Genomic DNA, 14954 nt, shown 5'->3' with positions numbered 1-14954 from the left:
ATTCGAGAATCACGACAAATTAACTATTTTTGCCTGTTTTCAATAAGGTAGCGCAAAGTGCGAAGGCGAAAGTGATGCGCGCCTTGCCGCCCTGTGCGGGATTTCACACAGGGCTGTTGCGGGTTGTGCGAAAAACCGCACAAGCGTTAGCGCCGATAGTCTTCTGGGCGAATCCCATAGCGGGCGAGCTTGTCGTAAAAGGTTTTGCGCGGCAGCTTCAGCGCTTCGGCAGCCGCAGCCGCCTTGCCGTTTTGCCGCCCCAAGGCCGCAATCAGCAAGGAGCGCTCCACCTGCGCCATCTGCTCTGCGAGCCCCAGGTCGGCAGCTTTGGAGACCTCCTCGGGCATCCCCAGCACAAAGCGCATCGCCGCCGACATCAAGGATCGCGCATTGCCGGGCCAGTCCTGCGCCATCAGGCTGGCGAGGGTCTCGGGGCTGATTTCGGGCGCATCAATCCCGGCTTGCTCTGCAGCCTGCGACACGTAATGACGAAACAGCACCGGGATATCGTCGCGCCGCTCGGCAAGCGACGGAATACGCACCCGCATCACATCAAGCCGGTAGTAGAGATCGGCGTTAAAGCTGCCCCCCGCAACCCTCTCTGACAGATCAACGGAAGAGCCGCCGATGATGCGCGCATCGCTGCCCTGCTCCAGCCGCGCCAGCACCGCATATTGCGTCTCTTGCGGCATGGCGGACAGCTCATCAAGGAACAGCGATCCTCCCTCGGCGCTGTGGCACAGCTCCTCAAAGGTTTCAGGCGTCAGCCCCGCCGCCGGGCGTTTGACAAACGCGCCCTGCCCGCGCCGCGACATCAGATGCACCACCTCGGCAACTTTGGGAATGCCGCTGCCCGGCGCGCCACTCACCAGCACCTCTGCCTCGGTTACGGCGGCGGCGCGCACCCGCGCGCGCAACTCCTGCACCTGCGGCGAGGTGCCAAAGATCATCCGTGCCGCCGGGTCGCCCCGCTCCAGTTGCCGTTGCAGACGGCGGTTTTCCAGCACCAGAGCGCGGGTTTTCAGCGCCCGCTCCAACACCGTCATCAACTTTGCCGTCTCGCAGGGTTTTTCAAGGAAATCAAACGCGCCTTCGGACATGGCCCGCACCGCCATCGGGATGTCGCCCTCGCCCGTAAGCAGCACCACCGGCAGTTCCGCATCCACCTCCTGCGCGTAGGCCAGAAGATGAAACCCATCGCGCCCCGGCATCCGCATATCCGACAGGATCACCCCGTCAAACTCTGGCGTGATGTGATCCTTGGCCGCGACAAACGACCCCGCCGTCACCGCATCCAGATCCGCCAGTTCCAGCGTCTGGCCCAGCGCCTCGCGCACGGCGGCGTCATCATCCACCAACAAGACTTTGCGGGTGGGCAGCGGTGACAGAGAGCGCGTCATGCGGCGGTTTCCTCTTTCCAGTAGTCCAGCTCAACCGTGAACAGGGCGCCATGTTCGGTATTGGTGCCTCGGATATTGCCGCCAAAGCTTTGCACCAGACCGTAGGAAATGGACAGCCCCAGCCCCATGCCTTCCGAACTCCCCACCGCCTTGGTGGAGTAAAACGGCTCAAACACCTTTTCGGGCTGTTTCAGGCCGGGGCCGATGTCGCGCACAGTTACCGTAAGCCGCTTTCCATCATTGACGACAATCCGAACAAGGCGGTCGTCCTGTCCCATCATCGCATCCACCGCATTGTTGATCAGGTTCACAAACACCTGCGTCAGACGCACCTCGCCGCCGCGCACCCAGATCGCGCCCGCCTCGGGGGGGCGCCAGTCAAGCGTCACGTCATGGTCGCGCAGGCGGGTTTCAGTCAACTCCACCGCCGCAGTGATCACCTGCACCAGATCGACACGGCCCACCGGCTCGCTCTCGTTGCGGGCAAAAGCGCGCAGGTTCTTGATGATCCGGGCCATCCGCGCCGACATCTGCGCAATCCGCGTAAGGTTCTCGCCCGCGCGTTCCGATTTGCCACGCTCCAGAAAGGCCTGACCGTTTTCGGCAAACTGCTGAATCGCCATCAGCGGCTGGTTCAACTCGTGGCTGATCCCTGCCGACATCTGCCCCAGCGCCGAGAGTTTATCGGCCTGCACCAATTCGGCCTGCGCCTGTTTCAGTGCCGCTTCCGCCTCCTTGCGTTCGCGCACCTCGCGGCGCAGCTGAACGTTGGCATCCGACAGGGCGCGCGTGCGGGTTTCAACCCGCACCTCCAGTTCGGCATTGGCCTTTGCCAAGGTGCGGCGGCGCTCTGCCACCCAGAACAGGATCGTGCCAAAGGCCAGACAGACCGCAGCCATCGCCATGGCCTGTAATGTGGCGATCCGCTGTGCTGGTGTCACATCCACCAGAATTTCGCCGCGCATCCCAATGGAGGGCAGATCGATGCCGAGATGCAGTGCCTGATTGGGCAAATACGGACTCCAGCCCTGTTGCCAGATTTCATGTTCCCCCACATGACGCACCTTCAGTGGCAGATCGCCCCCATCGGCAGTCATCAGCCCGGTCTTGTCGTCATCCAACTGCCAGAACAGCAGCTCAAACCGGTTCGACATAAAAACCCGGCCATCCTCGATAGTGAAATACACCGCCGGCAGCGAGCCGCGCCACGTCTGCTCGACCACCTCAATATCGGCCACCACCACCAATGTCCCGCGCACCCGCCCATCGGGTCCGTAATCAGGCGCCGCAAAGAAATAGGCGCGGCGTTTGCCTCCGGGCAGCACCATCGGCTCTGCCCCCATGGCGCCTTGCATGGCGCGACGAAAATAGCGGTTTTGCGAGACATCCGCTCCCGCGACCCCTTCGGCTGCCGCCAGCACCTGGCCACTGGCATCCGCATAAAACACATCCAGCGCGCCGGATTTATCGGCAAAGCGGCGCAACAAATTTGTCGCCAACTCCCGCCCTGCTGCATTGTCGAGCGTCTGAAGCCCCGGATGCTCCACCACCAGCACCGCTTGTTCGCGAAAAATCTGCAATTGCGTGCTGACCCGATCAGAGGCCAGCGCCAGATCGGACGCGGTGCGCTCTCCCAGCGCCGTGAGCGCCTGCCGGTAAGCCGATGACCAAACCGCGACAGACAGCACCACGATGACCAGAACAACGCCTAAGATCAGCGCGAGACGGGGGTGACGTGTATCTAACATTGCGCCACAGTAGCAAAGCCCCCCTTGCCAAGGCCAGAGACCTCCGCAAAAAGCCATATACATGAAAACACTGACCCAATCCCCGACTGACCCAGATTTTGTCCAGGACCCCTATCCCTTTTACGACGCCGCGCGCGCAGCTGGGAAACTCGGGTACTGGCAGGACTATAAAATGGTGGCGGCCTTTGGCCATGATGCGGTGCATATGCTGCTGCGCGACCGCCGCTTCGGCCGCGAAATCCCTGCCGAGATGGCCACCGAAGGCCCGGCCCATCTCGCGCCCTTCTTGCAGGTAGAAGCGCACTCTCTGCTGGATGCGGAACCGCCCCGCCACACACGCCTGCGCAAACTGGTGCTGCGCGCCTTTACCAGCCGCGAGATCAAGGCGCTCGCACCGGGGCTGGAGACGCTGTGCCATGATCTGATTGATGCCTTTCCCAAAGATGCGCCCTTTGACCTGCTGACCGCCTATTGCACGCAGGTGCCGGTGATCGCGATCTGTCGCCTGCTCGGCGTACCAGAAGACATGGCCCCGAAGCTCTTGGACTGGTCGCACAAGATGGTGGCGATGTATCAGGCCTCCAAGACCATCGAGACCGAACATGCCGCCGCCAAAGCGAGCGAAGAGTTCATCGCCTTTCTCACCAACTATGTGGACGAGCGTCGCAAGACACCGGGCGATGATCTGATCACCCGCCTCATTCAGGCCGAAGAAGATGGCGAGAGCCTCTCGACCGATGAACTGATCGGCACCTGCATTCTGCTGCTCAATGCCGGGCACGAGGCGACGGTGCATTCGCTCGGCAACGGGGTGAAGACGATGCTGGAACAGGGCTGGTCGCCCGAGTGGCTGGCCCCTGAGGGCATCAGCGGGCTGGTGGAGGAGATCCTGCGCTATGATCCGCCGCTGCATATGTTCACCCGCTACGCCTATGAGGAGGTCGAGATGCTCGGCCATACCTTCCAGCGCGGCGATTTGGTGGCGCTGATGCTGGCGGCGGCCAACCGCGACCCGGAGGCGCTGGCGCGCGCAGATCAGTTTGACCCGACCCGACCGCCCAAGGTGAACAAGAGCTTTGGCGGCGGCTTGCATTTCTGTGTTGGCGCGCCGCTGGCGCGGTTGGAGATGGAGATTGCCCTGCCGATCCTGTTTGCGCGCTGCCCAGAACTGAAACTGGCAGAGGCACCGCAGTATTCCAACAGCTACCATTTCCACGGGCTGACCCGCCTTTGGGTCCAGCAAAGCTAACCTCAGTCGCGCGCATCTGCGTGAAAAAACCGGGCAACCCCGCGATCCGCTGCCCGGTTTTGCGGGGAAACTCTGCTTGAAATTGGCAAAAAAGCCGCCCAAGCGGGCTGCCCTCTGGTTTCAGGACCAATGGATTGCTACATCTTGGGAAACAGCCGTGGGAGGGAACACCTTGGGCATTTTCGATTTTCTCAAAGGCGAATTCATCGACGTCATCCATTGGACCGATGATACCCGCGACACGATGGTCATGCGTTTTGAGCGCGAAGGCCACGCAATCAAATACGGTGCCAAGCTGACGGTCCGCGAAGGTCAGGCGGCGGTGTTTGTGCATGAAGGCCAGCTGGCGGATGTGTTCACGCCCGGGCTTTATATGCTCGAAACCAACAACATGCCGCTGCTGACGACGCTGCAGCACTGGGACCATGGCTTCCAGTCGCCTTTTAAGTCTGAGATCTACTTTGTCGCGACGACGCGGTTCAATGACCTCAAATGGGGCACCAAGAACCCGATCATGTGCCGCGACCCGGAATTCGGCCCGGTGCGCCTGCGCGCCTTTGGCACCTATTCGGTGCGGGTGGTGGACCCGGCGCGGTTCCTCACCGAGATTGTCGGCACCGATGGTGAGTTCACCATGGACGAGATCTCTTACCAGATCCGCAATATCATCGTGCAGGAGTTCTCTCGCGCGATTGCAAGCTCCGGCATTCCGGTGCTTGATATGGCCGCCAACACCGCCGATCTAGGCAAGCTGGTCGCCGCCGAGATCGGCCCCGTTGTGGCTGAATACGGCCTCTCGATCCCTGAGCTATATGTGGAGAATATCTCCCTGCCGCCGGCGGTGGAGCAGGCGATGGACAAGCGCACCCAGATGGGCATCATCGGCGATCTGGGCCGCTATACGCAGTTCAAGGCCGCCGAAGCGATGGAAGCCGCCGCCACGACCCCCAACAGCGGCATGGGCGCTGGCCTCGGCATGGGGATGGGCATGGCGATGGCACAGCAGATGGGGCAAACCTTGCACCAGGCGCAGTCCCCGGCGGCAGCGGGTCAGACCTCCGGTCCCTGGGGCGCACGGCCCGCACCCGCTGCCTCGCAAGCGCCCACGCAGGCCGCACCGAAGGCCCCGCCGCCACCGCCGGTGGAACATGTCTGGCACATTGCGGAAAACGGTCAGACCTCTGGTCCCTACTCCAAGGCGCGTATGGGACGCATGGCCCAAGAAGGCCAGCTTACCCGCGACACCCATGTCTGGACACCGGGTCAGGACGGCTGGATGCGCGCGGGCGACGTGACCGAACTGGCACAGCTGTTCACCATCCTGCCCCCGCCTCCTCCGCCGCCACCGCCTGCGGGGTAATATCCCTGACGATGCCGAGCTTTTCACCCTATTCAACGCACCAATGGAGGTATGCGGTCAGCCTAAGCGGCCCGGTCGCATACAATATCATCCTTATCGTTTCGACAGCCCCAATTCTGCTTTCGAGCGACCCTTGGTATGCTGCAGTTGTGTATATCTTAGCGTTTGCTCTAGTTGGTACACCAATTGCCTTGATGGTGAGTTGGGTATTCTTGTCAGGGTTGCTATGGTATCTCATGCGACGCCGGATAAGCTGGGGAGTTGCAACGCTTTGGGGTGCCATAATTCCGGTGGTCGCTATAGTGACCTATTCGTTTGTGATAAATACTATTGGAAAAACAGAGCCTGGCTGGACTGGCCCCGTGACGCGAGACTGGACAGTCTCGGCTCAACACCAGTTCCTCACATCCTTTCAATGGCAAGCGACCTTTGTAGGCACGTGCGTTGCAACCGCACTTTTTGTTCGCTTCTGTCTCGGACCGGGCAGACAACCTGAAGCACCTTGAATAATTGGCTCCAGACCAGATGGTATCCTCTTCGTGACCCAGACACCGCCGCCCCCGCCCGCAATGGACGCAGCCCCGCAACAGGCAGAGGAAACCCATCGTTTCCCCTGCGAGCAATGCGGCGCGGACTACCGCTTTGCCCCCGCTGAGGGCGCGTTGATCTGTGATCACTGCGGTCACAAGAAAGACCTCACTGAAAGCCCATGGGGCGGAAGCGCGCTGAAGGAGCTCGATTTCCTCAAGGCCCTGCGCGAACAGCTTCCCGCTGCCGAGATGGAAGTGACGCGCGTCTCCTCCTGCCCCAATTGCGCCGCTCAGGTGGAGTTTGACCCCTCGGTACATGCGCTGGAGTGCCCCTTCTGCGCGACCCCGGTGGTGGCGGATACCGGCGAGAATCGCCATATCAAACCCAAGGGCGTGCTGCCCTTTCAGTTTGACGAACGCGCCGCGCGTCAGGCGATGGAGGACTGGCTCGGCGGGCTGTGGTTCGCCCCCAATGGCCTCAAGGATTACGCTCAGAAAGGGCGCAAGCTGGATGGGATTTACGTTCCGTACTGGACCTATGACGCCCAGACCCACAGCCAATACACCGGCCAACGCGGCACGGAATATACCGTCAGCCGCACCGTCATGGTCGATGGCAAACCGCAAGTGCGCACCGAAATCCGCGTGCGCTGGTCCAATGTGCGCGGGCGCGTGCAGCGGTTCTTTGACGACGTGTTGGTGCTGGCCTCCAAAAGCCTGCCGCGCAAATATACCGAAGGGTTGGAGCCCTGGGATCTGTCGCAGCTTGCGCCCTATCAGCCCAAGTATCTGGCCGGGTTCCGGGCCGAAGCCTATACAGTCGACCTTGAGACAGGCTTTGCCGATGCGCGCCAGAAAATGGACCGGGTCATCGAACGCGACATCAAATTCGACATCGGCGGGGATCGCCAGCGCATCAGTTCGGTCGATACGGATGTCAGCGCGGTGACCTTCAAACATGTGCTGCTGCCGGTCTGGTTGGCGGCCTATAAATACCGCGGCCAAAGCTATCGCTTTGTGGTCAATGGCCAGTCCGGCCGCGTGCAGGGCGAACGCCCCTATTCCGCATGGAAGATCGCCGGTGCCGTGGTGCTGGGTCTGATTGTCGCGGCGGGTGTGGCCTACCTCGCGTCACAGAGTTAAATTCCGACATCTGCTTGCGTTTTCACGACACCCCCGGCATGTTCGCGCCAAATCCGGGGAGACGACACATTGTCCGACAGCGCTTTGAGCGAGTTCGACCAACGGCCACGCAGGCGTCACAGCCACCCACGACGGACCCGACCTCATGCGGTCGCGGTCGCTCTGGCTGATGCTGACAGGCGCTGCGCTATCAGCGACAAGGCGCGCTCAGCCCTCTCCCGTAATCCCAAGATGAAAGGACAGGCATGCGTGCCCTCCTGCAACGTGTGAGCACCGCCAGCGTCACCGTCGATACAAAGGTCATCGGCGAAATCGGTCCCGGTCTTCTGGTTTTGGTCTGCGCCATGCAGGGCGACTCGGAAGATGAGGCTGCGCAATTGGTGCATAAAATTTCTCGCCTGCGGATCTTTCGCGATGACGCAGGCAAGATGAACCGCTCCGTCAGCGACATTGGCGGCGCCGTGCTGGTGGTCAGCCAGTTCACGCTGGGTGCCGACACCCGGAGCGGCACGCGGCCCGGCTTTTCCAAAGCGGCCCCTCCGGATGAAGGAAAGCGCCTTTATCATTGTTTTTGCGACAAAATGCGTGCGATCGGCCTGCCGGTTGAGACCGGAGAGTTTGGCGCTGACATGAAAGTTTCACTTGTCAACGACGGTCCTGTTACAATCTGGCTAGACACCGATGACCGTCCAAACAAGCCCGCAAGACCGGGGTAACACCCCCGCTCGGGCCAGAGGATGTGCGGGCCGACATGGGGGCGATAATGGCCGGTTTTCCCGGCCCCCCCAGCAAGGCTCACGCAATTTTCTGGCATTATTCCTTGCCCCAGTGTGCCAAATCGGCAAATCTTGATTCACCATTCAAGAAAAAAGCCGGGACCTACCCGTAACCTCGACAGGGAGACAACGAATGAACGATTATCTCAAGCACCTCGCACAGGAAGCCGCTCTGGGCCGTATGGGCCGACGCGAATTCCTCGGCCGCGCTGCCGCGCTGGGTGTGGCCGCACTGGGGGCCAACACGCTGTTGGCCACTGCTGCCAAGGCCGCAGGTCCGCAAAAGGGCGGCACCATCCGGGTTGGTATTCAGGGCGGCAGCTCTGCTGACAGCCTTGATCCGGCACTGGCCGCAAATGCCACCGCAAGCTCTATTGGCCGTCTCTGGGGCGAGCCGCTGGTCGAACTCGACCCGATGGGCGGCATCTGGCACCGCTTGGCCGAAAGCTATGACGCCTCTGCCGACGCCCGCGTCTGGACCTTCAAAATCCGTCAGGGTGTGACCTTCTCCAATGGCAAGGAACTGACCGCCGAAGACGTGCTTGCCACGATGGAGCGTCACTCCGGCGAGGAAAGTAAATCCGGTGCGCTCGGCATTATGCGCGGGATCAAATCCATGCGTGCCGAAGGCAATGATTTCATCATCGAACTGGACGAACCCAACGCCGACCTGCCCTATCTGCTGACCGACTACCACCTGCTGATCCAGCCGGGTGGTGGCAAGGACGATCCGGCGGCAGGGATCGGTACTGGCCCCTACATCCTGAAATCGGTCGAGCCCGGCGTGCGCTTTGTTGCGGAAAAGAACCCCAACTACTGGGACGACTCGCTGGGTCATGCCGACACCATCGAGTTTATTGTCATCAACGACGATACCGCGCGTGTTGCTGCCCTGCAGTCCGGTCAGGTGCATATGATCAACCGCGTTCCGCCGCGCACTGCCCGCCTTGTGGACCGTGCGCCGACCATCGACGTGCGCGAAACCGCAGGTCCGGGTCACTATGTGTTCATCGCCCATTGCGACAAAGATCCCTTTGCCAACAACGATGTGCGCATGGCGCTGAAATACGGCATCAACCGTCAGGAAATGGTCGACAAGATCCTGAACGGCTATGGCTCTATTGGTAACGACACGCCGATCAACTCGTCCTATCCGCTGTTCACTGAACTCGAGCAACGCACCTACGATCCCGACAAGGCGAAGTTCCACATGCAGAAATCGGGCTATGACGGCTCCATTTTGCTGCGGACCTCCGATAACTCCTTCCCGGGTGCGCCGGATGCGGCAGCGCTGTTCCAGCAATCGCTTTCGGCAGCCGGCATCAACCTCGAAATCAAGCGTGAGCCAAACGATGGTTACTGGTCCGAGGTCTGGAACAAACAGCCCTTCTGTACCTCCTACTGGGGTGGCCGTCCGACGCAGGATTCGATGTTCTCAACCGCCTATCTGTCCACCGCAGACTGGAACGACACCCGTTTCAACAACGAGCAATTCGACCAGTTGCTCTATGCGGCACGCGCAGAACTGGATGAGGCCAAGCGGACGCAGATGTATGCGGATATGTCCACCATGGTCCGCGACGAGGGTGGCTTGGTCTGCCCGATGTTCAACAGCTTCATTGACGGTGTCAGCACCGAAGTGGACGGCTGGGTCGACGCAAAAGCGGGCTTTGAGCTGAACAACTTCTATGCGCCCATGAAAATGTGGGTCAAAGCCTGATATGAATCCGGTTCTAAAGCTACTGGCTCAGCGCATTGCGCTGAGCCTCTTCCTCCTGTTGATGATCTCGGCACTGATCTTTGCGGGCACCATGATCCTGCCCGGTGACGTCGCCCAGTCCATCCTCGGACAATCCGCAACCCCCGAAGCGCTCGCCAACCTGCGCGCAGATCTTGGCCTGAACGACCCTCCGCTTACTCGCTATTTTGAGTGGCTTTTCGGTGCGTTACAGGGTGATCTTGGCACTGCCTTGACCTCTGGACAGGACATCACTTCTGCGATTGGCTCGCGCCTCTCCAACACGCTGTTCCTCGCCTTCTGGGCCGCCATTATCGCGGTGCCTCTGGCCATTTTCCTCGGTCTTTTGGCGGTACGCTACAAAGATCGCTGGCCCGATAAGCTGATCTCAGGCGTCACTTTGGCGTCGATCTCCATTCCTGAATTCCTGATCGGCTACGTTCTGATGTATCTGATCGCCGTGAAACTGCGCTGGTTTCCCTCTGTCGCCATGATCAACGACAGTATGAGCCTGTGGCAGAAGCTCAATTCCATCGCCCTGCCCGTTGCGGTGCTGACGCTTGTGGTGCTTGCCCACATGATGCGCATGACCCGTGCGGCGATCCTCAACGTGATGCAGTCCGCCTATATCGAGACCGCTGAACTGAAAGGGCTTTCGACCTTCAAGGTCATCTGGCGTCACGCCTTTCCCAACTCGGTTGCACCGATTGTGAATGTGGTGATGCTGAACCTTGCGTATCTGGTCGTCGGTGTCGTGGTGATCGAAGTGGTCTTCGTCTATCCCGGCATGGGGCAATATCTGGTGGATCATGTCTCCAAACGTGACGTGCCGGTGGTGCAGGCCTGTGGCCTGATCTTTGCAGCCGTCTATATCGGCCTCAACATGGTTGCCGATATCGTGTCGATCCTGTCGAACCCGCGTCTGAGGCATCCGAAATGAAGAATATCCCCGTATCCGCATTGATCGGGCTGTTTTTCACGGCCCTTTACTTCCTCGGCGCGATCTTTGCGCCGCTCTTGGCCCCCTATGGCATGGCCGAAGTGGTCGGCGACGTCTGGGAACCTTCCAGCGCCGACTACTGGCTGGGCACCGACAATATCGGCCGCGACCTCCTGAGCCGCATGATCTACGGCGGGCGCACCACCATCTTTATCGCCACAATGGCGACGGTGATCTCCTTCACCACCGGTGCGATTCTCGGCATCTTTGCTGCGGTCTCCGGTGGCTGGGTTGACCAGCTGCTGTCGCGCTTTGTCGATCTGATCATGTCGATCCCGACGCTGATCTTTGCGCTGGTGGTGCTGTCGGTCACACCTGTCACAGTCCCGATGCTGATCCTCGTGATGGGGCTTTTGGATTCCACCCGCGTGTTCCGTCTGGCCCGCGCCGTTGCCGTCGATATCGAGGTGATGGACTATGTGGAGGCCGCCCGTCTGCGCGGCGAGAAAACCGCATGGATCATCTTCCGCGAAATCCTGCCCAACGCGCTGTCGCCGCTGGTGGCAGAGATGGGTCTGCGCTTTATCTTTATGGTGCTCTTTGTCTCCACCCTCTCGTTCCTTGGTCTGGGCGTACAGCCCCCCGAGGCAGACTGGGGCGGCATCGTGAAGGAAAACAAGGACGGTATCGTCTATGGCATCCCCGCCGCCCTGATTCCCGCCTTCGCCATCGCAACCCTTGCGATCTCGGTGAACCTCGTGGCGGATTGGGTTCTGAACCGAACCACATCGCTGAAAGGAGGCCGGGGATGAGCGAACCACTTCTGAAGGTCCGCGACCTGAAAATCGGCGCCACGGTCTACCCGCCGGGCGAAAAGCCCCATGATATCGAGATCGTGCATGGGGTCAGCTTTGACCTGATGCCGGGCAAGGTGCTCGGTCTGATCGGGGAATCCGGCGCGGGCAAATCCACCATCGGTCTGTCGTCCATGGCTTACGGTCGGGGCGGCGTAAAGATCACCGGCGGCGAGGTTTGGGTCAACGGGCGCGATATCCTGAAATCGCGTCTGCGCGACATTCGCAAACTGCGCGGCGGTGAGGTGACCTATGTGTCGCAATCCGCCGCCGCGTCGTTCAACCCGGCCAAGACCATCATGGAACAGGTGATTGAGGCCGCTGTCGAGCAGGGCAAATTTTCGCGCAAAGTGGCCGAAGATCGCGCCCGCAACCTCTTTGCCAAGCTCGGCCTGCCCGATCCCGACAACATCGGTGCCCGCTATCCGCATCAGGTCTCCGGCGGCCAGTTGCAGCGCTGCATGACAGCACTTGCGCTCTGTCCTGAACCCGATCTGGTGGTCTTTGACGAGCCCACGACGGCGCTCGATGTGACCACGCAGATTGATGTTCTGATGGCCATCAAAGAAGCGATCCGCGACACCGGGGTGGCCGCGCTTTATATCACCCACGATCTCGCGGTGGTGGCGCAGGTCTCTGATGACATCATGGTGCTGCGCCACGGCGAAACCGTGGAATACGGCACGGTCGATCAGATCATCAACAACCCACAAGAAGAGTACACCCAGGCGCTGGTTTCCGTGCGCTCTATCGAGCATGAGGAAAAGGCCCCCACCGAGGAGCCGGTCCTGTCGGTGCGCAATATCACCGCGCGCTATCAGGGCACCAAATTCGATGTGCTGCACAATGTGAACGTGGATCTCTACCCCGGTCAAACGCTGGCTGTGGTGGGCGAGTCTGGTTCAGGCAAATCGACGCTCGCGCGGGTCATCACCGGGCTGTTGCCGCCGCGCGAGGGAGAGATCTACTTCAACGGGCGCACCCTCACGCCGGACTTCAAACACCGCAGCCGCGAGGATCTGCGCGAGTTGCAGATGATCTACCAGATGGCGGATGTGGCGATGAACCCACGCCAGACCGTGGGCACCATCATCGGCCGCCCGCTGGAGTTCTACTTCGGCCTCCGGGGCAGCGAAAAGCGCAAGCGGATCATCGAGTTGCTCGATGAGATTGAACTTGGCGAGAGCTTTATGGACCGCTACCCGGCAGAGCTGTCGGGCGGGCAGAAACAGCGTGTCTGTATCGCCCGCGCATTGGCGGCAAAGCCCAAGATGATCATCTGCGACGAGGTCACCTCGGCGCTTGATCCTCTGGTCGCCGATGGCATCCTGAAACTGTTGCTGAACCTGCAAAAGATCGAGGATGTGGCCTATCTCTTTATCACCCACGATCTGGCGACGGTGCGCGCGATTTCGGACAATATCGCGGTGATGTATAAGGGGAAGGTGCAGCGCTACGGCGGCAAAACGCAGGTGCTGAGCCCGCCCTTTGATGATTACACCGACCTTCTGCTGAGTTCCGTGCCAGAGATGAAACTGGGCTGGCTCGAAGAGGTCATCGCCAATCGCAAGATGGAGAGCGCAGGCAACTGATGCCCGCCTCCTGCCAACCAGCAGCGCCCGCTCGATGCGGGCGCAAGACAATAGAAGCCCTGTTCGGCCGCAAGGCCGGACAGCGCCCAACCCTCCCCCCAGGGAGGGCGCTTCACGCCCACCCTAGGCTCGGGCGCTGACCTGAGCATCATAGATCAAACCCCAGCCCAGGACCTCTCCCATGGACCGCAAACTTCTGCTCATCATCCTTGACGGCGTGCCCTATCGCAATTTCCGCCGCCTGTTTGGCAACCTCGAAGGCTGGGTTGCATCTGGCGATGCGCGCATCTGGAAACACCGCGCGGTGCTGCCCTCGATCTCCGCGAGCTGCTATGCCTCGATCCACACCGGGGTCAGCCCGCAGGAACATGGCTGCACCGGCAACGGCAATGTCTTTCGCCTCAGCCACGACGATGTGTTCTCTCAGGTGCGCAAAGGGGGCGGCACCACGGGCGCTGTGGCGCATAGCTTCTGGTCGGAGTTCTTCAACCGCTCCCCCTTCGATTATGTGCGCGACATTGAGTATGACGAACCTCAAAGCGCCACCATCAACCATGGCCGCTTTCACTCCATGACCGGCTATGGTCACGACAACCAAATGACGCCCTCGGATGTGGATCTCTTTGCCACGCTCACCAACCTCTGCGGGCGCTTTGATCTGAACTACGGCATGTTGCACACCTGCACGCTGGACAGCATGGGACACCGGTTCTTTCACGAAAGCGCCGAGATGGACAAAGCCTGCTTTGTCATGGACGAGATGCTCGCGCCTTTTATTCCGCGCTGGCGCGCCATGGGCTATGAGGTGATCGTGACTGCAGACCACGGTCAGGACGAACGCGGCCACCACGGCGGACGCCATCCGCTGCAACAGGAAACTGCGCTTTATTACTTTGGTGATGCCGAAGGCCCGGCTGAGGATGACGTGATCGACCAGCTACAGCTGGCCCCGACGATCCTCAATCGCCTCGGCGCACCTGTTGCACAGAGCATGAAAGCTGGGGCATTCTTGCGCTGAGGTCACGCATTTCGGCCTCGCCCAGCCTTTCATGAGGTCCGATATGAAGCTCATTGTTCCCCTCCTCGCACTCGCCGCAGCCACCCCGGCTGTGGCGGGGGATTACTGCGCTGATCTGTGGTTCACGCGAAACGCCATTATAGATCGCGCCGGATATTGCTTTGGCTCCACATTGGGGCAGCGGCTGTTTGACAATGGCGACTGCATCGCAAAATCCGTGAGCCTCTCTGATGCGGATAAGGCCAAGGTGGCCCTTATTCAGCAACAGGAAAAAGATGCCGCCTGTCGCGTCGACACCAATCGCACAGCACTGGATCTGCCGGATATCGCCACCCGCAGGCGGCTCATCGATCTCCCCGTCAGCGATGGCTTGGAAAGCGCCTGTATCGGCTGGCTGGGCGATCCGGTGCCCCTGCGCGCAGGACACAGCCAGAATACGAACGTCATCGGGCAAATCCTTCCCGGCGACACCATCAGCTATGGCCACCTCCCGGAGGGCGGCTGGACCTATGTCACGATCTCAAGCGGTGACTGGCAGATCAAAAGTGCGGGCTGGTATCACTTTGAGGCGTATCAGGAAACCTGCGCACAATACGCAGGCTAACG

12 protein-coding genes are annotated in these 14954 nt (G+C 60.6%); 10 read left to right on the top strand and 2 right to left on the bottom strand.

Translation table 11 applies throughout. The annotated features are described in order from the left end of the window. Positions 1-146: 146 nt before the first annotated feature. Entirely contained in the window at positions 147-1400 is a 1254-nt protein-coding gene (locus K529_RS05105) for a sigma-54-dependent transcriptional regulator (RefSeq protein WP_009177090.1), read from the bottom strand. Continuing rightward, the gene (locus tag K529_RS05100; protein WP_046002013.1) at positions 1397-3148 is read right to left on the bottom strand and encodes a sensor histidine kinase; all 1752 of its coding nucleotides are present in this window, start codon (positions 3146-3148) and stop codon (positions 1397-1399) included. Before K529_RS05100 ends, K529_RS05105 begins: the two co-directional genes overlap by 4 nt. A 61-nt stretch (positions 3149-3209) precedes the next feature. Between K529_RS05100 and K529_RS05095 the strand changes: the two genes are divergently transcribed. From K529_RS05095 to K529_RS05050, 10 genes are all read left to right on the top strand, one after another. Then, positions 3210-4397 carry a cytochrome P450 gene (locus K529_RS05095; protein WP_005662356.1) on the top strand — a complete coding sequence of 396 codons (1188 nt, stop codon included), beginning with the start codon at positions 3210-3212 and terminating at the stop codon, positions 4395-4397. A 172-nt stretch (positions 4398-4569) separates the two neighbouring features. Beyond that, positions 4570-5757: an SPFH domain-containing protein gene (locus K529_RS05090; RefSeq protein ID WP_046002027.1), complete on the top strand. Its 1188-nt coding sequence runs from the start codon at positions 4570-4572 to the stop codon at positions 5755-5757. A 569-nt stretch (positions 5758-6326) separates the two neighbouring features. Beyond that, positions 6327-7430 carry a TFIIB-type zinc finger domain-containing protein gene (locus K529_RS05085; RefSeq protein ID WP_005628650.1) on the top strand — a complete coding sequence of 368 codons (1104 nt, stop codon included), beginning with the start codon at positions 6327-6329 and terminating at the stop codon, positions 7428-7430. Positions 7431-7675: 245 nt separating this feature from the next. Beyond that, entirely contained in the window at positions 7676-8146 is a 471-nt protein-coding gene (dtd, locus tag K529_RS05080) for a D-aminoacyl-tRNA deacylase (RefSeq protein ID WP_005628647.1), read from the top strand. Positions 8147-8339: 193 nt separating this feature from the next. After that, entirely contained in the window at positions 8340-9926 is a 1587-nt protein-coding gene (locus K529_RS05075; protein WP_005628644.1) for an ABC transporter substrate-binding protein, read from the top strand. A 1-nt stretch (position 9927) separates the two neighbouring features. Further along, complete coding sequence (locus tag K529_RS05070; RefSeq protein WP_005628642.1) at positions 9928-10884, top strand: ABC transporter permease; 957 nt, start codon at positions 9928-9930, stop codon at positions 10882-10884. After that, positions 10881-11696: an ABC transporter permease gene (locus K529_RS05065; RefSeq protein WP_005628639.1), complete on the top strand. Its 816-nt coding sequence runs from the start codon at positions 10881-10883 to the stop codon at positions 11694-11696. Before K529_RS05070 ends, K529_RS05065 begins: the two co-directional genes overlap by 4 nt. Continuing rightward, entirely contained in the window at positions 11693-13330 is a 1638-nt protein-coding gene (locus K529_RS05060; RefSeq protein ID WP_005628636.1) for an ABC transporter ATP-binding protein, read from the top strand. The genes K529_RS05065 and K529_RS05060 overlap by 4 nt, the downstream gene beginning before the upstream one ends. A gap of 181 nt (positions 13331-13511) precedes the next feature. Beyond that, a complete protein-coding gene (locus K529_RS05055) occupies positions 13512-14348 on the top strand; it encodes an alkaline phosphatase family protein (protein WP_005628633.1) in 837 nt (278 codons plus the stop codon). Positions 14349-14391: 43 nt separating this feature from the next. Further along, positions 14392-14952: a DUF4453 domain-containing protein gene (locus K529_RS05050; RefSeq protein ID WP_005628631.1), complete on the top strand. Its 561-nt coding sequence runs from the start codon at positions 14392-14394 to the stop codon at positions 14950-14952. The last annotated feature ends 2 nt before the right edge of the window (positions 14953-14954 follow it).

It is taken from the genome of Tritonibacter mobilis F1926, assembly GCF_000376545.2.
In the GTDB taxonomy this organism is placed as follows: Bacteria; Pseudomonadota; Alphaproteobacteria; order Rhodobacterales; family Rhodobacteraceae; genus Epibacterium; species Epibacterium mobile.
This window is presented reverse-complemented; position numbering and strand designations above follow the sequence as displayed.